Annotated in this window: 18 protein-coding genes; 10 read left to right on the plus strand and 8 right to left on the minus strand. The window is 56.0% G+C overall.

What is annotated here, in order from left to right:
• Positions 1-55: 55 nt before the first annotated feature.
• The 4 genes from AC2FJZ_RS10450 (at position 56) to AC2FJZ_RS10465 (ending at position 4,790) form a co-directional block, all read left to right on the plus strand.
• The gene (locus AC2FJZ_RS10450; protein WP_496777436.1) at positions 56-1,306 is read left to right on the plus strand and encodes an NAD(P)/FAD-dependent oxidoreductase; all 1,251 of its coding nucleotides are present in this window, start codon (positions 56-58) and stop codon (positions 1,304-1,306) included.
• A 76-nt stretch (positions 1,307-1,382) separates the two neighbouring features.
• Positions 1,383-2,408 (plus strand): trans-3-hydroxy-L-proline dehydratase, encoded by a 1,026-nt coding sequence (locus tag AC2FJZ_RS10455; protein WP_496673194.1) that lies wholly within the window; start codon positions 1,383-1,385, stop codon positions 2,406-2,408.
• Between the two features lie 114 nt (positions 2,409-2,522).
• Complete coding sequence (locus tag AC2FJZ_RS10460) at positions 2,523-3,203, plus strand: GntR family transcriptional regulator (RefSeq protein WP_050604403.1); 681 nt, start codon at positions 2,523-2,525, stop codon at positions 3,201-3,203.
• Positions 3,204-3,275: 72 nt separating this feature from the next.
• Positions 3,276-4,790, plus strand: a complete 1,515-nt coding sequence (locus AC2FJZ_RS10465; protein WP_496777438.1) for an aldehyde dehydrogenase (NADP(+)) — start codon at positions 3,276-3,278, stop codon at positions 4,788-4,790.
• A 185-nt stretch (positions 4,791-4,975) separates the two neighbouring features.
• Here the strand turns inward: AC2FJZ_RS10465 and bhcD are convergent, their stop codons facing one another.
• Genes bhcD through bhcA form a run of 4 tightly spaced genes read right to left on the minus strand, consistent with a single transcriptional unit; the run spans position 4,976 to position 9,331 of the window.
• A complete protein-coding gene (gene bhcD, locus AC2FJZ_RS10470; protein WP_496777439.1) occupies positions 4,976-5,965 on the minus strand; it encodes an iminosuccinate reductase BhcD in 990 nt (329 codons plus the stop codon).
• A gap of 15 nt (positions 5,966-5,980) precedes the next feature.
• Positions 5,981-7,144, minus strand: coding sequence for a 3-hydroxy-D-aspartate aldolase BhcC (bhcC, locus tag AC2FJZ_RS10475; protein WP_496777441.1), 1,164 nt, complete (start codon positions 7,142-7,144; stop codon positions 5,981-5,983).
• Between the two features lie 10 nt (positions 7,145-7,154).
• On the minus strand, positions 7,155-8,129 hold the full coding sequence (gene bhcB / locus AC2FJZ_RS10480) for a beta-hydroxyaspartate dehydratase BhcB (RefSeq protein ID WP_496777443.1): 975 nt from the start codon (positions 8,127-8,129) through the stop codon (positions 7,155-7,157).
• A gap of 11 nt (positions 8,130-8,140) precedes the next feature.
• Positions 8,141-9,331, minus strand: coding sequence for an L-aspartate--glyoxylate aminotransferase BhcA (bhcA, locus tag AC2FJZ_RS10485; RefSeq protein WP_496777444.1), 1,191 nt, complete (start codon positions 9,329-9,331; stop codon positions 8,141-8,143).
• Between the two features lie 209 nt (positions 9,332-9,540).
• Between bhcA and AC2FJZ_RS10490 the strand changes: the two genes are divergently transcribed.
• The 3 genes from AC2FJZ_RS10490 (at position 9,541) to AC2FJZ_RS10500 (ending at position 12,864) form a co-directional block, all read left to right on the plus strand.
• Positions 9,541-10,356: an IclR family transcriptional regulator gene (locus AC2FJZ_RS10490; RefSeq protein ID WP_496777446.1), complete on the plus strand. Its 816-nt coding sequence runs from the start codon at positions 9,541-9,543 to the stop codon at positions 10,354-10,356.
• 239 nt (positions 10,357-10,595) lie between these two features.
• Entirely contained in the window at positions 10,596-11,561 is a 966-nt protein-coding gene (locus AC2FJZ_RS10495) for an ornithine cyclodeaminase family protein (protein ID WP_496777447.1), read from the plus strand.
• Positions 11,562-11,772: 211 nt separating this feature from the next.
• Positions 11,773-12,864 carry a GFA family protein gene (locus AC2FJZ_RS10500; protein ID WP_496777448.1) on the plus strand — a complete coding sequence of 364 codons (1,092 nt, stop codon included), beginning with the start codon at positions 11,773-11,775 and terminating at the stop codon, positions 12,862-12,864.
• A gap of 326 nt (positions 12,865-13,190) precedes the next feature.
• Here AC2FJZ_RS10500 and AC2FJZ_RS10505 read toward each other — a convergent pair whose 3' ends face one another.
• Genes AC2FJZ_RS10505 through AC2FJZ_RS10515 form a run of 3 tightly spaced genes read right to left on the minus strand, consistent with a single transcriptional unit; the run spans position 13,191 to position 16,707 of the window.
• Positions 13,191-14,369 (minus strand): carbohydrate porin, encoded by a 1,179-nt coding sequence (locus AC2FJZ_RS10505; RefSeq protein ID WP_496777450.1) that lies wholly within the window; start codon positions 14,367-14,369, stop codon positions 13,191-13,193.
• Positions 14,366-15,130 (minus strand): DUF3299 domain-containing protein, encoded by a 765-nt coding sequence (locus AC2FJZ_RS10510; protein ID WP_496673163.1) that lies wholly within the window; start codon positions 15,128-15,130, stop codon positions 14,366-14,368. Before AC2FJZ_RS10510 ends, AC2FJZ_RS10505 begins: the two co-directional genes overlap by 4 nt.
• A gap of 26 nt (positions 15,131-15,156) precedes the next feature.
• The gene (locus AC2FJZ_RS10515; RefSeq protein ID WP_496777451.1) at positions 15,157-16,707 is read right to left on the minus strand and encodes a metal-dependent hydrolase family protein; all 1,551 of its coding nucleotides are present in this window, start codon (positions 16,705-16,707) and stop codon (positions 15,157-15,159) included.
• Here AC2FJZ_RS10515 and AC2FJZ_RS10520 point away from each other — a divergent pair.
• On the plus strand, positions 16,697-17,698 hold the full coding sequence (locus AC2FJZ_RS10520; RefSeq protein WP_496777452.1) for an AraC family transcriptional regulator: 1,002 nt from the start codon (positions 16,697-16,699) through the stop codon (positions 17,696-17,698). The two genes, AC2FJZ_RS10515 and AC2FJZ_RS10520, sit on opposite strands and share 11 nt — an antisense overlap.
• Positions 17,699-17,890: 192 nt before the next feature.
• Here the strand turns inward: AC2FJZ_RS10520 and AC2FJZ_RS10525 are convergent, their stop codons facing one another.
• Positions 17,891-18,340: an ATP-binding cassette domain-containing protein gene (locus AC2FJZ_RS10525; protein ID WP_496777454.1), complete on the minus strand. Its 450-nt coding sequence runs from the start codon at positions 18,338-18,340 to the stop codon at positions 17,891-17,893.
• Between the two features lie 147 nt (positions 18,341-18,487).
• On the opposite strand from AC2FJZ_RS10525, the gene AC2FJZ_RS10530 reads away from it, so the two are divergent.
• Both AC2FJZ_RS10530 and AC2FJZ_RS10535 read left to right on the plus strand, forming a co-directional pair.
• Positions 18,488-19,198, plus strand: coding sequence for a GntR family transcriptional regulator (locus AC2FJZ_RS10530; protein WP_496777456.1), 711 nt, complete (start codon positions 18,488-18,490; stop codon positions 19,196-19,198).
• Positions 19,199-19,206: 8 nt separating this feature from the next.
• Positions 19,207-20,124, plus strand: coding sequence for a dihydrodipicolinate synthase family protein (locus AC2FJZ_RS10535; RefSeq protein WP_496777457.1), 918 nt, complete (start codon positions 19,207-19,209; stop codon positions 20,122-20,124).
• Positions 20,125-20,129 lie beyond the last annotated feature (5 nt).

Raw genomic sequence — 20,129 nt, forward strand, 5'->3', positions numbered from 1 at the left:
GGGACCGGTGTAATGCGGCCCCCGGACATGACGAAATAACTGAGAACATCTGGCCATGCAGCAAGACACTAAAGCAGATATTGTTGTGATCGGCGCGGGTATCGTCGGGATCAGCGCTGCGTTGGAGCTGCAATATCGCGGCAAGCAGGTTCTGGTGCTGGATCGCGAAGGTACCGGGGCAGGGGCGTCAAAAGGCAATGCCGGGGCGTTTGCCTTTACCGACATCGTGCCACTCGCCACGCCTGGGATCATGCGCAAAGCGCCGAAATGGCTGCTCGATCCGCTGGGTCCGCTGTCGGTGCCACCCGCTTATGCGTTGAATATTGCGCCTTGGATGCTGCGGTTCTGGCGGGCCAGTTGGCGGGATCGCTATGCTGCGTCGCTGTCGGCGCAAGCCGATTTGATGGATCATTGCCGCGCGGCGCTGGAACGTCAGATCAAAGAAGTGGATGGCGAGGCGCTTATACAGCGCGATGGTCAATTGCAGTTGTTCGAAAGCGAAGCCGAGTTCCGTGCCAGCCTGCCCACGTGGGACCTGCGCCGGGATCATGGCATCCCCTTTGATCTGCTGGACAGTCCGGATGCGATTGCCGATATTCAGCCCGGTTTGGATCGTCGGTTTACCCATGCAGGATTTACACCCACCTGGATGAACACGGTCGATCCGGCACGTTGGACCAGCCATCTGGCGGCTCAGTTCACCGCGCGTGGAGGTCGTGTTGAAGTTGCAGGCGTCACGTCATTGACGCCAACCGAAGCGGGTGTGCGCATGACGACGGCCAGCGGTGAAATTTCAGCCGGTCAGGCGATCGTGGCGACCGGGGCATGGTCGCATCAATTGGCGAATTCTCTGGGGGATCACATCCCTCTTGAGACGGAGAGGGGTTACAACACCACCCTGCCAGAGGGAGCCTTTGACCTGCGGACGCACCTGACTTTTGGTGGGCATGGATTTGTTGTGACACGGATCAATGGCGGTGTGCGTGTCGGCGGTGCAGTGGAACTTGGAGGGCTGAAACTGGCCCCGAATTACAAACGCGCCGACACATTGCTGGCCAAAGCCGGACGGTTCCTGCCCAAGCTGAACCTTGAAGGCGGCACCCAATGGATGGGTTTTCGTCCGTCGTTGCCAGATAGCCTGCCGGTCATCGATCGTGCGGCCCGCGCGCCGCAGGTTCTTTACGCCTTCGGCCACGGCCATCTGGGGCTCACTCAATCCGCAGGCACGGCAGAGCTGATCGCTGATCTGGCCATGGATGCGAAGCCAGTGCTTGACGTGACGCCTTATGCATCCACACGGTTTTGATCCGTAATGGGCGATAACAATCATATCGACTTCCGGGGCGCTGGGCGCCTGTCACATACCATGACTGAGGAACCAAATGCGTAGCAGCAAAACGATACATGTGATCTCGGCCCATGCCGAAGGTGAAGTTGGGGATGTCATCGTTGGGGGTGTCACGCCACCACCCGGTGACACGATCTGGGCGCAGCGCAGTTTCATTGCGCAGGACCAGACGCTGCGCAATTTTGTCCTCAACGAACCGCGCGGTGGAGTGTTCCGCCATGTCAATCTGCTGGTGCCGCCAAAACACCCCGAAGCGGACGCAGCGTGGATCATCATGGAACCCGAAGACACGCCGCCCATGTCCGGATCGAATTCGATCTGTGTCTCGACCGTGCTGCTGGATGGCGGGATCATTCCGATGCAGGAACCCGAAACGCAAATGGTTCTTGAGGCCCCGGGTGGATTGGTCCGGGTGCGGGCGGAATGCAGCAATGGCAAGGCCCAGCGCATTTTTGTGCAGAACCTGCCCAGTTTCGCCGACAAGCTGTCAGTTCCGCTTGAGGTGCCGGGGGTGGGCGCGATCACCGTGGATACGGCCTATGGCGGCGACAGTTTCGTGGTGGTTGACGCGCAGGCGCTGGGCTTCGAAATCGCTGAACACGAAGCTCGCGATATTGCCCGGCTGGGCATAAAGATCACCAATGCCGCGAATGAACAGCTTGGGTTTTCGCATCCCGAGAACCCGGATTGGGACCATATCTCGTTCTGTGCCTTCTGCGGCCCGCTCAGTGAAACCGAAGCCGGATTCACCGGAAAGTCTGCGGTGGCGATTCAGCCAGGCAAGGTTGACCGCTCGCCCACGGGAACGGCGGTGTCTGCACGGATGGCGATTATGGCAGCGAAAGGGCTGATGAAACCTGGCCAGAGTTTCGAAGCGGTGTCGATCATCGGGTCCCGTTTCACCGGGCGGATCATCGACACCGCGCAAGTTGGGGATCGCGCGGCGATCATTCCCGAAATCAGTGGCCGCGGATGGATCACCGGCATTCATCAGCACATGCTGGACCCGGATGATCCATGGCCGGGTGGCTATCGCCTGTCGGACACTTGGGGTGTTTAAACACGCTGGTGCGTGTCCTGGCTGAGGTCCTGCAGATGCCTAATCTTCGGTTCGGCTTGGAAAAACTGTGAAAAATCGATAGGTCTGACCAAAACGCAGCAGGAATATTCGGACATGGCAGGAAAACGTGCGATCACCAAGCAAAGCTTACCGGATGTCATTGCTGATGATCTGCGCGAACGCATCCTGAGCGGTGAGCTTGCCGAGGGCGAAACCATACGCCAAGAGGCATTGGCCGAAGAATACGCTGTTTCGCGAATGCCGATCCGTGAGGCGCTTAAACGTCTGAATGCCGAAGGTCTGGTGCAATGGGCCAACAACCGCGGTGGGTCGGTTACGAAACATTCGCTCAGCGAGATTGGTGAGATTTTTGATCTGCGTATCCTGATCGAAGTAGACCTGTTTCGACGGGCCATTCCAATTATGACATCGACTGACTTTGCGCGATGCGAGGAAATCCTGGCCCAGATGGAGGCGTCATACGACGAAAACGACGTGGGGACGTGGGGGATATTGAACTATCAGTATCACTCGGCGCTTTATGCTGCCTCGCAGCGGAAACTGACCAATGAGTTGCTGGATCGCGTCAGCCTTCAATCTGACCGGTATGTGCGGATGCACCTGAGTGTGATGAAGCAGCGCGAACCTGCCAAAAAGGAACATCGCGATCTGCTGCGGCTGGCGCAAGCGGGCAAGGTGGATGAAGCTTGCGCGCTGTTGGAAAGCCATATTCAACGCACCAAAGACCAACTTCTGGATATGATCGCTTCTAAACGCGCGGCCGAGGAGTCATGAGGTGGGGCTTGTAAGTCGGGTCATTTTGGATACAATATCCACAATCAGAAGATTCTGACAAACGAGGTCACAATGACATTCACCCCGCATGGTAAACATCTGATCGCCGGCAACTGGTTGGCTGGGGATGATTTCTTCGCGTCGCAGCCCGCGCATGGGCCGTCGCACCCGTTTTCGAAAGGACGTATTGCAGACATCGATGCTGCCGCGCAGGCTGCGGAAGAGGCGTTCTGGAGCTTTGGGTATTCCACCCGCGAAGACCGTGCGGCCTTTCTGAATGCCATTGCGGATGAGATCGAGGCGCGCGCCGATGCAATCACCGAAATCGGAACGCAGGAAACCGGTCTGCCCGAAGCCCGCCTACAAGGCGAGCGGGGCCGGACGACCGGCCAGCTGCGCCTGTTTGCTGCGCATATCCTGAACGGTGATTACCTGGACCGCCGCCACGACGCGGCATTGCCGGATCGCGCCCCCTTGCCGCGACCTAACCTGAAAATGATCCAACGCCCGATCGGCCCGGTTGCGGTGTTTGGCGCTTCGAACTTCCCGCTGGCCTTTTCCACGGCCGGAGGCGATACCGCTGCGGCATTGGCCGCCGGTTGTCCTGTCGTCGTCAAGGGGCACAGTGCCCATCCGGGTACGGGCGAGATTGTGGCCGAAGCTGTCCTTGCTGCTATCGCACGCTGCAACCTGCATCCTGGTGTGTTCAGCCTGATCCAGGGCGGCGACCGCGCCGTGGGATCGGCGCTGGTGCAGCATCCTTTGATCAAGGCCGTCGGTTTCACTGGGTCTCTGGCTGGCGGTCGTGCTCTGTTTGACCTCTGCGCCGCGCGTCCCGAGCCGATTCCGTTCTTTGGCGAACTTGGTTCGGTCAATCCGATGTTCATTCTGGATGCTGCGCTAGCGAACCGAGGCGAAGACATGGCCAAAGGCTGGGCCGGATCGCTGACCATGGGAGCAGGGCAGTTCTGCACCAACCCCGGCGTGGCCGTGATGTTGGCTGGCGAGGCCGCAGATCGTTTCGCCGACGTTGCACAGGCCGCGTTAGCCGAGGTTCCGGCGCAAACCATGCTGACGGACGGTATCGCTGATGCTTACCGCGCCGGGCAGACTCGCATCGCGGCAAGTGCTGGCGTTCAGGAGGTTCTGACTTCGGTGTGTGACCAGCGCAGCGCCTCACCTTACCTGTATCGGACAGATGCCAAGACCTGGCTGTCGAATGAAGCGCTTGCCGAGGAAGTCTTTGGCCCGTTGGGTGTTATCGTGACCGCCGAGACCTCTGAAGAGATGCAAGCCGTGGCGCGCAGTTTGCAAGGTCAGCTGACCTGCACCCTGCATATGGATGACGCCGATCTGGATACGGCTCGTTCGTTGATGCCGATCCTGGAACGCAAAGCGGGGCGTGTCCTGGCCAACGGGTTCCCAACCGGGGTCGAGGTCTGCGACAGCATGGTGCATGGCGGCCCTTATCCGGCATCGACCAATTTCGGTGCAACCTCGGTCGGGACGCTATCGATCCGGCGGTTCCTGCGCCCGGTGTGTTATCAGAACCTGCCCGATGCGTTGTTGCCGGAACAGATCGGCTGATCTGTCCTGAACGCTTAAAAGACCGCGTGCAACCCGAGCGGGTTCTGATTGGTAAAAGAAACGGCGGCACCTGGATCAGGTGCCGCCGCTTTTAGTCAGTAGGTTACCGAGAGCACCCACAGAGTGATCAGCGAAGACAGGATCGTTTGATCGAGTGTGGGCGTGGCGTCCTCCGATCCTAGTGTTCACAACGTGGCGCGTTCGGCTTTTCCGCTTTGATCTGCCAGCCGCGCAGCAACGGACGCGACAGCGAGATCCTGAAGCCCGACACCTGTGCCATCGAAAAGGGTGATCTCGTTATCAGAGGTTCGTCCGGGGTGGTCGTTGTTGATGACCGACCCGATGGAGGTAATCCGGTCTTCTGTGAGCGTTCCATCAGCGATGGCGTGCTGCGCCTCACCGATCGAGATGGACTGGGCGACCTCATCGGTAAAAACAGTGGCATGGGATACAAGCGCCGCGTCGACCTCTTGTTTGCCTTTGGTATCGGTGCCCATACAGGCCAGATGCGTGCCGGGCTTGATCCAGTCTTTCATCAGCAAAGACTCAAAGGCCGATGTGATGGTGATGATGACATCTGCCTGCGCGCCCAGCTCTTCTTGCGTGACCGCCTCAAACTCCAGACCGATCTCGGCGGCGACTTCGCCCAGACGCGGCAGCATCTCGGGGTGGGGGTTCCACGCGACCACCTTTTCGAGATCACGCTGTTCAGCTGCGGCGCGCAGTTGGAAGGTGGACTGGTGGCCGGCGCCGACCATGCCCAGCACCTTGGCATCCTTGCGGGCCAGATGCGCGATGGACACTGCCGAGGACGCAGCGGTGCGTAGGGCGGTCAGGTAGTTGCCGCCAACTAGTGCCGACAACCGCCCGGTATCGGGGTCGAACAGGAAGACGGTGGACTGGTGGTTGGTTAGCCCCTTGTCCATGTTGCCGGGCCAATAACCGCCGGATTTGACGCCCAGCACCTGACCGGCGCGGTCGAAGCCGGATTTGAAGCCGTAAAGCGCGTCGGCATAGCCGATGGCCTCACGAATGACGGGGAAGTTATAGGCGTCACCACGCGCCATGGCGGCGAAGACGTTCTGTACCGCGTCAAACGCCTCAGCGCGGCCGACCAGTTGCTGGCAGAGGTCTTCTCCAACGATGAGCAGGGGTTTTTCGGGCATATCTTTCATGATCCTTCTCTCGCCTTAGAACGCCTTGCCGCGCGCAGAAACGGGCCAAAGGGTTTCGACCTTGCCGCCCCGCACGCCCACATACCAGTCATGCACATTGGCGGTCGGGTCGCAGTGGCCGGGCACCAGATGCAGCTTGTCATTGACCTTCAGAACGCCCCCGGGGTCTGCAACAACGCCATGCTCGTCGGAACATTTGACATATTCCACATCGGTGCGTCCGAAGATCACCGGTAACCCGCTGTCCACGGATTGAGCCTTTAGCCCTGCATCCACGATGGCCTTGTCGGCCTTGGCGTGGCTCATCACGCTGGTGAGGATGAAGAAAGCGTTTTCCCATTCTCCCCGGTCAATGCGGTTGCCGTCTTTGTCGAGGATGCGGCCATAGTCGGCATCCATGAACGCGTAAGAGCCGCATTGCAATTCATTGTAAACGCCCGAGGTGCTCTCGAAGTAATAGGACCCGGTGCCGCCGCCACCGACGATGTCGCAGTCCAGCCCTTCGGCCTTCAACCCGTCCACAGCGTCTTTCACCTGTGCCACGGCGATGTCGATCTTGGCCTTGCGATCCTCGTAAAGGTCCATGTGCTGCATCGCACCCTGATAGGCCTGAATGCCGGCAAACTTCAGCTCTGGGGCCGCGTCGATGGCCTTGGCAATGGCGATTACATCCGCCGTGGTGGTCACGCCGCAGCGGCCCGCGCCGCAGTCGATCTCGACCAGACATTCAATTTGGGTGCCATGGCGCTCAGCCGCCTCTGACAGGTCGGCCACGTTATCGATATCGTCGACACAGCAGATCGTGCGCGCACCCAGCTTGGGCAGCCGCGCCAGCCGGTCGATCTTGGCCGGGTCTCGCACCTGATTGGACACAAGCACGTCCTTGATGCCACCGCGGGCAAAGACCTCGGCCTCGGACACTTTCTGACAACAGACACCGCAGGCACCGCCCAGCTCGACCTGAAGACGCGCCACGTCGACGGATTTGTGCATCTTGCCATGCACCCGGTGGCGCATTCCATGGGCTTCGGCGTAATCGCCCATTTTCTTGATGTTGCGTTCCAAAGCGTCCAGATCCAGCACCAGCGCCGGGGTCTGTATCTCGGACGCGTCCATTCCGATGGCTGCGGGGATGTCAAAGCCAACCTCAAGCTGATCAATGTTCACAGGCTTGTTCATGTTTTCCTCCTCAGCCCTGGGTCCAGGGCAGTTTATCCAGATCCACATTACCGCCGGTGATGATCACGCCGACGCGTTTGCCTTTGAATACCTCGGGGTGTTTCAGGATAGTCGCCAGAGGCACCGCGCAGCTGGGCTCCATAACGATACGCAGGTATTTCCAGGTGATCTTCATCGCCGCGATGATCTCGTCCTCACTGGCGGTGTGAATGTCGGTCACAAAATTCGACACGAAGTGCCAGGTGTTTTCCTTCAGCGGCACTTTCAGCCCGTCGGCGATGGTAACCGGCGCGTCATCAGCGATGATGTGACCGGCCTTGAAACTGCGATAGGCATCATCGGCCTGTTCCGGTTCCGAGGCATAGATCTTCACCTCGGGTGCCAGATTGGAAAACGTCAGGCAGGTTCCCGAAATCATGCCGCCACCACCAATGGGAGCGACTACCGCGTCCAGACCGTTGGTCTGTTCCAGCAGTTCCGCCGAGCAGGTCGCCTGACCCGCGATCACGCGGGGGTCGTTATAGGGGTGCACAAACTCGCCACCCGTGCGTTCCTGCACTTCGGCAAATACTGCCTCGCGCGAACTGGTCGAGGGTTCGCATTCGGTGATGATGCCGCCGTAGCGGCGCACTGCATCTTTCTTGGCCTGCGGCGCGGTGCGCGGCATCACGACGTTGCAGGGGATACCTCGCCGACCTGCTGCATAAGACAGGCTAAGCGCATGGTTGCCTGAGGAATGAGTACAGACCCCGCGCTTGGCGGCTTCGTCCTTCAGGCCGAAGACCGCGTTACAGGCCCCGCGCACCTTGAAAGCCCCGGCCTCCTGGAAGTTCTCGCATTTGAAGAACAGCTGCGCGCCGGTCAGTTCATCAAGGTAATCGGACCTTAAAACCGGGGTGCGGTTGATATGGGGTTTGATCCGCTCATGCGCCTCGCGCATATCTGCAAGGGTCAGGCAATCGGCTGTGGTCATCGCGTCCAACATCAAATTCCTCCTTACGCTGCGGATTGCATGGAGGTGGCGTGGCCCACGCGGAAATACGCCTGCGCCGCCGCCACACCGCTGCCCAACTCGATCGGGTAATCCAGATCGGCCATAGCCATTTCGATGGTCGCCAGACCAGACAGAACCATCACATCCGTGAGGCTGCCCAGATGGCCGATGCGGAAGGCTTTGCCGTTCATCTCGCCCAGACCAATGCCAAAGCTGACGCCATAGGCATTGAAGGCGTGATCCGTCAGGGCATTGCTGTCGAAGCCGTCGGGAACAAAGATCGCGCTGACAGTATCCGAGTAAAGATCCGGCGACTGCGCCACCAGTTCCAGCCCCCAGGCAGACGTGGCCTTGCGCACGCCTTCGGCCAGACGGAAATGGCGGGCATAGACGTTATCCAGCCCTTCCTCGAACAGCATCTTCAGGCTTTCACGCATCCCGTAGATCAGCTGCAGTGGTGGGGTGTAAGGGAAACCACCGGATGCGTTGGCGTTCATCATGTCGCGGAAGTCAAAGAAAGTGCGTGGCAGGTTTGCCGTCTCCATCGCGGCCAGCGCCTTGGGACTGACACACAAGATCGCCATGCCAGTGGCCAGCATAAAGCCCTTTTGCGAGCCGGACACAGCAATATCAACGCCCCAGTCGTCGAATTCAAACGGCATCGACGCCAGCGAACTGACGCAATCCACAAACAGCAACGCCGGGTGCGTGCTGGCGTCCATCGCCTTGCGCACCGCCGCGATATCCGAGCGCACGCCGGTGGCGGTTTCGTTATGGGTCACCAGAACCGCCTTGATCTCATGGCTATTATCGGCGGCCAGAGCTTCGGCAAATTTCTGTGCCGGAGCGCCACTGCCCCAAGGGCACTCAATGATCCGCACATCCAACCCATGCCGTTGACACAGGTCGATCCAGCGGTGGCTGAACATGCCATACCGCGCCACCAGAACCGCGTCACCCGGGCTGAGTGTATTGGTCACCGCCGCCTCCCACCCGCCCGTGCCGCTGGCCGGAAAGGTGATAACCTGGCCCTGAGCTGTACCGAACACCTTCTTGGTGTCTTCAAGCACCGGCGCGAAAGTTTCGACAAAATCCGGTGCGCGGTGGTCCTGGGTCTGAACCTGCATCGCAAGACGCAGACGGTCGGGGATGTTGGTGGGCCCCGGAATGAAAACTGGGTTCTGTTGAGACATCGCGTACTCCTCCGAATTGGTAATATGATCTTACCAAGGTGGGGGATTTGCAATTTTCTCGAAAAAGTTTTTCACTGAGTGAAAAATTAACTTAACGCGTTGAAAGAAATGAAAGAGATGATTTTTCATAAATGAGGAAAGAAAACTTGGTTTTGAAAAAAATGCTGCGAACCCTAAAATCAGCCCCCTAATCACACAGGAAAATACCGGTGCAGAATCAAAAAAAACCGCGTGGACGACCCAAATCAATTTTCAAGGAAAGCTCGGCAGGAACATTGCAGTCCCTCGACCGGGCGTTGGAAACATTGACGACGGTGGCTGCGCTGGAGCGGTGCACGCTCAGCGATCTCAGCAGGGAAACCGGTGTACCAACGGCTACAACGCATCGCATCCTGACCACCCTGTCCAATCGCGGCTATGTCAGTTTTGATGAACAGCGCCAGGAATGGATGATCGGGATCGAAGCCTATCGGACCGGCACTTCTTATCTGAAACGCAACAATGTGGTCGAGATCGGTCGGCCGATCCTGCGCAGGCTCATGCGCGACTCGGGCGAGACTGCAAATATGGCGATGCCGGATGGCAAGTATGTGGTGTTCGTCAATCAGATCGAAACCAGCAATCCGATCCGTGCCTTTTTTCCACACGGTGCACGGGCACCTATGTACGCGTCAGGAACCGGCAAAGCCCTGCTGGCCGAAATGACCTCAAACGCGCTTGATACATTTTTGTCTGATATCGCATTCGAGCCCTACACGGATCGCACCCATCGGTCTGAGACATCGTTACTGGAAGACCTCTCTCTAATCCGGCAACGCGGCTGGTCGTTTGATGATGAAGAGCGGTACTCGGGCATGTCCTGCACAGGCGCTGCCATTTTGAACCAGTTCGGTATCCCCTGCGCGGGTGTTTCGGTTTCGGGCCCGACGGCACGGATCAACAAGTCCAACGCCGCCTATTTCGGTGAAATGGTCCTTGAAGCAGCGCGAGAGATCACAACGGCAATCGGCGGTCAGGCGCGTTGATGCCTGGCCGTTTTGTACGCGGCTGAGTGCTACAGTGATGGTCCTAAACTGATCGGCAGCAGCTTGGTGTGGTCTTGGCGTCTTTTGGGGCAGCGGGTCTTGTCAGATGACACGGATCGTCCACGGCCGAATGACAAGTGGCACATGGGCGAAGTCGTAATCATGATCTGTAGCAAGAAGCACTGGGTGAGGCGGGCGATATGCATTACCCTTCGCATACGCGCTAAGGAGTAGTTGCGATGAGCACCTTGGTTGTCACTGAAGCAGAGTTGAGAAATTGTCTTCCGATTGACAAAGGGTCGCTCGGCGCAACCGAACAGTCCTTTTCGTGGATTTCGGAAGGGCGTGTTTCAATGCCGCCTATTATGCATATCGACGTTGATGAGGATAGCGCTGTCGACACAAAGGGCGCTTTTGTGAATGGCCTTGAGCATCTTGCTGTCAAAATCGCCACCGGCTACTTTCGGAACCCGCAGATCGGACTGCCCAGTTGCAGTAGTATCATCGCTTTGATGAGCGCAAAGACAGGTGCCTTTGATTGTATATTCCTAGACAACGGATATTTGATGAACCTGCGCACCGGACTTGCCGGTGCGGTGGCTGCAAAGCACCTGGCACCCCAAGAAATCAAAACTGTCGGCGTGGTCGGCACAGGCGTACAGGCCCGATATCAGATTGAAAGCCTCGCCCTTGTGCGTAGATTCGAACGCCTTCTGGTTTTTGGGCGCAACGCGGTATCTGTTTCGAGATATTGTGCTGAAATGGCAAATCTTCTTAGAATTCCGGTGGAACCCTGCCAGTCCCTCGCGGAGTTGGTGACGTCTGCGCAAGTTGTCGTCACTACGACCCCTGCGACGGAACCAATCATCATGGCCGAATGGCTTCACAGTGACTTGCACATCACTGCCATGGGGTCGGATTTGCCTGGTAAACAAGAACTACATTCGAACGTACTCGAGCGCGCAAACGTTGTGGTTTGTGATGTGATTGATCAGTGTGTCATCGGCGGCGAGCTTCAGAATTTAGGCGAAGGCAGCAGAAAAGTACTAGAACTCGGTTCAATCATTTCAGGAGCGGACCAATTTTCGCGCCCAACTGGTGCCGTGACGATCTGCGACTTGACGGGAACTGGCGCACAAGACACCGCGATCGCGGTAGAAGCCTTTTACCGTGTGAAGGCTGCTAAATTGGGAGCTTCGCTCTGAAAAGAGTTAGAAGCTGATATTCACTTCCACGTACCGGACGGCAGCTTCCGCCCGCAAACCAGATGTTACAGATTTCACTGATTGACCGTTCCTGAGCCCCAGACAGTCGTTCAAATGCGATGTGGCGTGGTTGAAATTCAGGCGGGATCATAATCATCGCAACCAACGACGCAGACTATGCGTGCTTGTTAAACTGCCGTAACTTGACCACATGCCAAAGCCAGAGATCAGAAAACTTGCTGCTATCGTTTCGATCGATGTCGTAGGGTACTCGGGCCTTATGCAAAGAGACGAGGCAGGCACTCTGGCGCGGCTCGGCATGTACTTTGACGGCATCGTTTCACGTCTGGTCTCGACTCATAACGGGCGTGTAGTCAAATCGATGGGCGACGGCCTACTGATTGAGTTTCCTACTGCTGTTGATGCGGTCGCTTGCGCGCTGGAAGTCCAGACGGTTATGGCTGACCGTGAAGCCGATAACCCGAGTAAACAAAAAATCACCTTTCGCATTGGAGTAAATCTTGGTGATATTGTTGTCATAGGCGACGATATCTTTGGAGACGGTGTCAATCAGGCGTCCCGACTTCAAGAAATTGCCAAACCCGGTGAGCTCTGCGTCTCCGGGAGCGTTTTGGACCAAGTCAAAGAAAAGATTGAGCATTCGTTTGTAGATATTGGCCATCGAAAGCTGAAAAACATCATTCAGCCTGTCCGCGCCTATCGTTCGACTTTGACAGCTTCCGGTGAAGAGGTGAAGCCAATTGGGTGGCCTTTCCTCACAGCGGCGAAAAGTGAACCGGTCACTGCAGGTGGATGTCTGTGCGGCGCAATTCGGTATCAGATCTGGTCTCTGCCAGTTGCAGTCGGTTTTTGTCATTGTAGGCATTGCCAACTAGCTCTTGGCTCTCCTGTGAATGCATGGGCGATTTTTGAGAAGCCAAATGTGACTTTCGAGGGTGAGAAACCCGGTTTGTATGCTTCTTCGAAGCTCTCTGAGCGAGCCTTTTGCAAGAATTGTGGGACGAGCATTTATACCGACATTAGCGACATCGGGTATTATTCAATCCGGGTTGGAACACTTGACAACCCAGCCGATTTTCCACCCGAACTGCACTATGGGGTGGAAAGTCAAATCCCGTGGGTCGACATACATGACGACTTACCCAGAATTAGAACAGAAGAAGATCCGCGGATGTCCTCTTGTTGGGTTTCTGTAGGCGAGCCAAGTTCTGGACCAACACCGTCGTCTTCTGAGACGCGCGTTGCTAACAGGCAAAAAAGAAAGAAGTCCGATCAGACCTGAGACAGTGAGTAACGGCAACTTTGTCCGCGGTCCCGACCTCCAAATTGATTGCGATTTTGCGATTACCGCTAAAGTCCGGAATGCGGGCTGCGACCGTAGCATTTGAAAACCGTGCTCAAGTTCGGCTTTGGGTCGTTGGATGTATCGTGGAGAACGGGGCAGGGGCTTGTGCTGCGTCTGCACCGAGGTCTGCTGTGAGCCCAATTTGACTGATGCTGCGTGGTGCTCCAATGAAGGCGACGCGCAGAAAGCGGACTTTGCAAAGTCCTGTTGATCTCCCTTGGTCGCCCTTTGACACAACCCATTGGCGACTGCGTTCACCGGCATTAGAAAACAATCCGGGTTCTTACACCGAACAGAGTAATTTGGTCCTGATTGGGGCTCAGAAGCGGGTCGGAAATGAACTGTACCGATGGCGTGATCTGCAATCCGGGTGAGATTGAAAACCGGTAGAATGCTTCGAGCGTGAACTGGTCACCGTCTATGCCTCTTGCCTCGGCCCAGTTCAGGCCCAGCCCGGCCAAATCGGTATTGCGACCATAGTAGCCCAGACCCGCAGAGACGGACCGGTCATAAAGTGCTGCGGTCCCCTTTGAGGCCCCAGCCCGAAAGAACGGCATCCACTTATTGTCAATAAACCATGCGGCAGAAAACGCAGCGCCGTAGTCTTCCGCTCGACTGCCATCGTCAGCCGCATCCGCATGCCAGAGAGTCAAATGGACATTGTCGAAATAGATGCGATCAAAGCCGGAAGTGTAACCAAATTCGAGTGATTTGAAAAGATTGCCATCGCTGAACACATCAAAGTTAGGATCAGACGGGTCGGCGTTTGCGTCTGAGACGCTGGCAACGGCGTAAAGGTTCTCGCTCAGCTTTACCCCACCGGCAATACCAAGGCCTTGGTTGGGCGCGTTAAGTGTCGGGTTGGTATTGAAGGACAGGTTTTGGAAACCACTGTAGGGGCTTACCAATCCATAGATGTCCACAAAGTCTGTTACATCAATCTGCCCGAATTGCAGCGTCCACGAACTGTTTTCGGCCCTTTGGGTCCAGAACAGGTTGGTCAGCAGCAGACCACTATCGTTGAAGGCTGTTCCCGTGATCGAAAGGGCTCCACCATCTAGCCCAAGGAATTGCGGGGCAACATCAGTGTAACTGTGCCGGTCTTCGATCTTGAATGTCAAAGATCCCCGTTCAGTTGCCTGCCAACTACCGTAGAGGCGCGCAATTCCGCTGGCCGCTTCGCCGGTTCCCAGATCAGCATTCGTGGATTGGCCCAATGCCAAGTAATCAATGTTGAACCGGAACCCACCCTCAGCCAGTCGGTCTTTCCATTGAAACCAACTCGGTGCGACATTGCGTGGAAAATCGGAACGATATTGCGGATCAGTTAGACCATCTCCGGGCTCTAGATCAGCTTCGACCGAAGAGGGCCCAGACAAACCTTGAGCCGACGCTGCATCAGCGAAGGCAATGCTCAATGCGGCAACTAGAAGTCTAATCATTCAGACGCCTTTGCCCCGCCGGTCTTGCGATTTCTCGCCGCCCGGATACGATCAGCGGCACGCTGCTTCCATTCCAGACTGTCTGCCTCGGATTCCAGAGTTTCGACACGTTCCGTCTCTAACTGGAAAGTCGCATTCATAGGCATGAGGCCGTCCACAACCATCATATTCTGAACAGAAGGATCGATCGTCAGCGTGCCCGTCAGCCGAACGGGTTCGTGGAAATAGCTGGGCGTCCAGTCGCCATTCAGCCGTACACGAATCATTTGGTTGGGCGGGGGAGGAGGCATGTGGCTGCACATCCCTCTTTCTGGCACCAAATACGCCACAGGCCGACCGTCCGGATCACTCGGAGCAGGAATGGCAAAGCCCGCGAGTGTGATAGTTTGACCATCGAATTGTTGATTTCCGCTCGTTCCTGCCTTTCTTCGACGTTCAGTCACAACCTCGCGCTGATCGAGTAGCCAGTCGACGTCAATTCCGTCTGACACCAAGGCATCCTCAGTCTCGGTCAGAAGCTCTTGCCAATTCTGCCTCTCTTCTTCGCTGCCACTATCCTGCTGTAGCCTGCCGCGCATCCGTACGACGTAAAGGACATCGTCGAACTGTTCCGCGCTAAGTTCGCGATAGGGGTCTTCAAAGACCTGCGCGGACGGGTCAGGCAGGTCAGACCAGTCCAACGCGGTTCCTGGCGTCGCCATGACAGGATGACCACACCAAACCAACCCTGCAAATACTAAGGAGCGAAACCAATGGTGCATAAATACTCTCCGGCTGTTTAGACAGGTCAATCCAGTGTGTTTTTGTAGATGACGCCGTTCTTCATGATCAGGCGGATCGTTTCAGGGCTTTCCGGCCTCGGATCGGCACCAAACCACTGATCACCCGTGCCAACAACCGAGAAGTCTTCAAGTGGGTTACCATCGATCAGCAGGATGTCCGCATAGGCTCCTTCCTCGATAACGCCCAGATTGCCCTCGGGATAGGGGTTCATGAACGGTCCGGACAAAGCAGCGATTTCACCGCCAGTAGATGTCATTGCGACCAACGAGGCGTGAGAGCCAAAGAACTCATTATTGAGATGTTTTTCATAGGCAATTTGAATATTGCAGGCGGCTACAGAACCTACGCAATCCGTGTGAAACCCTCTTTTGGCTGGGCACTCATTCATGTTTTTTATGTAGTCGCCAAAAGCCTGCGTAGCGGACTGTGCCTTTCGTAAGCTGGCTGGGACATCTCGAATGGCAGGAATATCGAAGAGATTTGGATCAAATGCGGTGAGATTGGTTGTGATGTAGGCCCCCTTCTCTTCCATCAACGCCGATATTTCACAATCAAACATGAACCCGTGTTCAATTGATCGGACACCAGCATTCAGCGCCGCCATGATCGTTTCCTTGCGGTAGGAATGGGCCATGACGTAGCTTTCGTATTCGTTGGCAACCTGCACGGCCGCTTCTAACTCTGCCGTCGATCCTGCCAATAACTGCCACGGGTCAAACACTGAAACTACACCGCCTGATTGCATGTACTTCAGTTGTGTTGCTCCCATCCGGAAGTTGTTACGAGCAAACTTGTACATGTCAGAGACGCTGTCGACTTCTTGGGCCATATTCAGACGGCTGAAGTTCGAAGACTGGCCAACAGGCGCCGTAAAGTTGGCGAAATCAGCATGGCCACCACGCGTACTTAGAAAAGCAGCCGCAGGGTAGAAACGCGGCCCGGCAATGGTCCCGGTGTCGATTGCGCGGCGAAGACCTCCATTAGCGCCACCTGCATCTCTTACGGTGGTAAAGCCTTGCATTAAGTACATCTCAGCCATTTGAGTGCCGTGAATCGCGAGGTCTTCCCAAGTGCTGTTGGCTTCCATTGCGGGCAACGTGGGTCCTGGCAGCATCAGGTGTGCGTGATTTTCGATGAAGCCGGGGGTCAGTGTCCTACCTTCTCCGTCAATGACCGTAGCGTCGGGGGCATCGATTGCGTCGGTTGATACGGCCTTAATCAGATTGCCCTCGACCAATACGCTGGCATTCTCGATACGCTGTTCATTCACGCCATCGAAGATGTGCACGTTGGTAAACAACGTTTGGGGTTCTTCTTGATCCTGAGCCTGCGCGGACGCTGAAAAAGCAAGACCTGCAGCGACAATTACCGTCGAGCAAAGCGACATTCGTAGACCGGACATAAGTACTCCCTTCATATTCATGTTTTGCCAACTGTAGTCCGGAAAACTTTGCCTCGGTTGCCACTTTTGAATTGGCATGTTCGAATGTGATCGTAAAAATGGCCACCAATCAAAACTACTAATCATCACAAGGGTGACGAGCTTGCCTTTCAACTCCACCTCTCAAGAGCATAGCGAGGGCTTTATTCGCCTCTCCTTAGCTGCTCCGTTTTTGCAATATCTCACCGAACACAAGATCAATCCGCAACCAGCATTGGACCAGGTCGGATTGAAGGCCGAACTGTTGTCTGACCCATCCGTGTTCGTTCACTCAGAGCTGGTCTACGGTTTGGTGAATGCCTTCTCAGACGTGTCCGGGGATCGATACCTTGGATTGAACGTAGGGGAGACATTTGACCTGCAAGAGTGGCCTCCGTTCGCTCAAGCCCTGCAATCGACAAAAACGCTGTTCGAGTTTTTTACCCGCTTTATTGGGCTTGTACCGCAAGAGTCCAATTCTGTGCGGCACAACCTTGTCATTGAAGCCGACAAAGCGACGTATCGTATCGATAGGCAACAGGAACCAACTGTCCCACCCATTCAGGTTACCGGTTTTGGTGCCGCAATCTATGTACGTCTATTGCAGACCGTCGTTGGAGATTCTTGGGATTCTTCCCGTGTGCGATGGGAAAGCAGATACATCAATGGTCTGCCTATCGACTACAAGGGGATCGAGATTGGCCTTGGGTCCGATCCCGGCATGCAAATTAGTTTTCCTGTGCAATGGTTATTTTTGCACCATGTCTCAGAGGTCTCTGCCAGGCCCATAGCCTCGCCTCGACAAGAGGGAGAAGTAACCGTGGTGGCAGCTTTGCGATCTGTCTTACGCGAAAAACTGGATGAAACCGATTTGGGACCAGAGGTGGTGGCTGGATTTCTGGGAATACAGCCGGAAAGGTTTCTGAAAGCGCTTCAGCGGCAAGGCACAACGCTATCCCGCGAAATCAAACGGCTCCGTGTTGATGTCGCCAAGGAGCACCTCAAAGAAGACCAGATGACGATTGCGGAGATTGGTCTGATGCTCGGCTATTCTGACAAGTCCCACTTCACTCGCTTTTTCCGAGGCCAAACCGGGATGACACCGACCAAGTTCCGAAGCAAGTAAAGGTGGTCGAGCCAAAAGAATGCTTGGAAGGCGAGGTGCTCGTCGGATCAGTTTGGAAAAGTTGTAGTGCGGCGCGAAAGGAAAAGCCGACGATTCGAAAAGGTCGGTTGCCACCGTCGATAAAACCTCTGCAACTGGCAGTTTCGATGTGTATTTCGGAGTTTACAAAGCTTGGTTGCGAATAGTCCTTAATTACCCGACCTTCGACGGCTGCTTTGTCCCGCAATTCGTGAGTGTGACAGGCCTCCTTTCTCGCGAGTGCAGCGATGGCGGCAAAGCCATGTTCTGTAACACCATGCCGATTTTCTCGGCCCGCACCTCACGCAAGTCGCGCGCAGACAACTGATTGACGTCCTGGCCTTCGATGAACAGCTGGCCGGATGTGGGTTCAATCAGGCGGTTCACGTGGCGAATCAGGGTCGACTTACCTGAACCGGACAAACCCATGATGCAGAAAATCTCGCCTCGAACTACCGAGAATGTAGCGTCCTGTACACCTACTACATAGTCAAATTGATCGCGCACCTCGAGCTTACCAAGTTCTTGTTCTTGAACGGCTTTCATGGCCTCTGCGGACCGCTTCCCGAAAATTTTCCACAGATTTCGACAATCGATGACAGCGTCATCATGAGGGTCTTTCACCGACTCCTCCCAACCTGGAAATGGTGTGAATACGACATATTTTTTTGTTGTACACACTTTGTATTTTTATTAAGCCGTCCACTTAGTGGATTCACAGCGGTGAATCAGTCATCTCTATGGCGCGAAAGGTCCTGAGGGAGGTCAGACATGAAAGACGCGTCGCGGCGCAGAAAACAAAAGCTCTTTAAACACTTGAAAGTGTCAATCCTGACATTGCGCCTGCAACCCGGCGCTGATCTGGACGAAGCGACACTATCGGAGGAATTTGAACTGTCCCGCACTCCATTGCGCGAAGTGTTCCGGCAACTGACAGGTGAAGGTTATCTTGAGCTGCGACAAAACCGCGGAGCCCGAGTATCGGGGATGTCCTATACCACCTTGCGGGATTTCTTTCTGGCGGCACCGATGATCTATGGCGCAATCCTGCAGTTGGCCGCCAAGAATGCAAAGCCCACTCAGATAGACCTGTTAAAGCAGGCGCAAGATACATTTAAATCGGCGCTGCGTTCCGGTTCGGGTGCGGATCGGGCAATGGCGAACAATCAGTTCCATGAGGTCACCGGCGAAATGGCCGATAACGTCTATCTGCTGCCATCCTTCAAAAGGCTGCTGATCGACCATGCCCGAATTGGCATGACGTTCTACCGGCCCAAGGACCAAGTTATGGCCGATAACCTGTCGCAAGCCAGTTCCCAGCATGACGCTATCATCGCCGCCATCGAGGCGGGTGATGAGGCAGCGGCTGCGCAGCTGGCCATTGATCACTGGAATCTCTCACGCGACCAGATCGAGCTGTTCGTCACGCCGTCCGGGCTTGACCTGCCGCTGGGGACTGTGGCTCGCAAAACCCCTGCATGAGGACGTAAATGACCCCCCTGTTCAAATTTGAAGGAATCTACACCCCGGTAGTGACCCCTTATTGCGAGGATGGCAGTGTCAACTGGGATGCTCTGTCGGAGGTGATCGAATTTCTAATCGAAAATGGTGTACACGGTCTGATTTCGGGCGGGTCTACTGGTGAGAACTACTCTCAGACCGTGACCGAACGCCTCGAGTTGGCCAAATTCACCCATGACCGCCTGAAAGGCCGCCTGCCGCTGGTGGTCGGCACGGGGGCAATGATGACGCCAGATTCTATTTATCTGGCTGCAGGTGCGCGTGAAATCGGGGCGGATTCAATACTTCTGGCCAGTCCTGCTTATTCAGTACCGACTGATCGGGAAAACGCGTTGAACGCGCTGGCCATCGACAAGGCGGCTGATCTGCCGGTGATGCTGTACAACTATCCGCACCGGACCGGCACCATGATGGGCGAGGAGTTTCTTGATCGCGTGGGCCGCAGCCGGAACTTCTGCGGCATCAAGGAGAGCTCGGGCGATATCAACCGCGTGCATCTATTGGCGCGGGATTACCCACATATCCAGCTGGGCTGCGGCATGGATGACCAGGCGCTGGAGTTCTTTGCCTGGGGTGCGCCCTTCTGGGTTTGCGGCGGGTCGAACTTCCTGCCGGCGGAACATGTGGCGCTGTACAATGCCTGCGTCGTGGAAGGAAACTTTGACAAAGGTCGCCGTATCATGAGCGCGATGCTGCCGCTGATGCATGTGCTGGAACAGGGTGGCAAGTTCATCCAGACCATCAAACACGGCGTCATCATGAACGGGATCGATGCGGGCATCATGCGCCCGCCGCTGCGCGGTCTGAACAAGGATGACAAACGTGCATTGGAACAGGTCACACGCGTGTTGAAACGCAAAATCGCCGACATCGTGGCAGAAGGATAAGAGAC

This window comes from Ruegeria sp. CDSA079, from assembly GCF_059612245.1.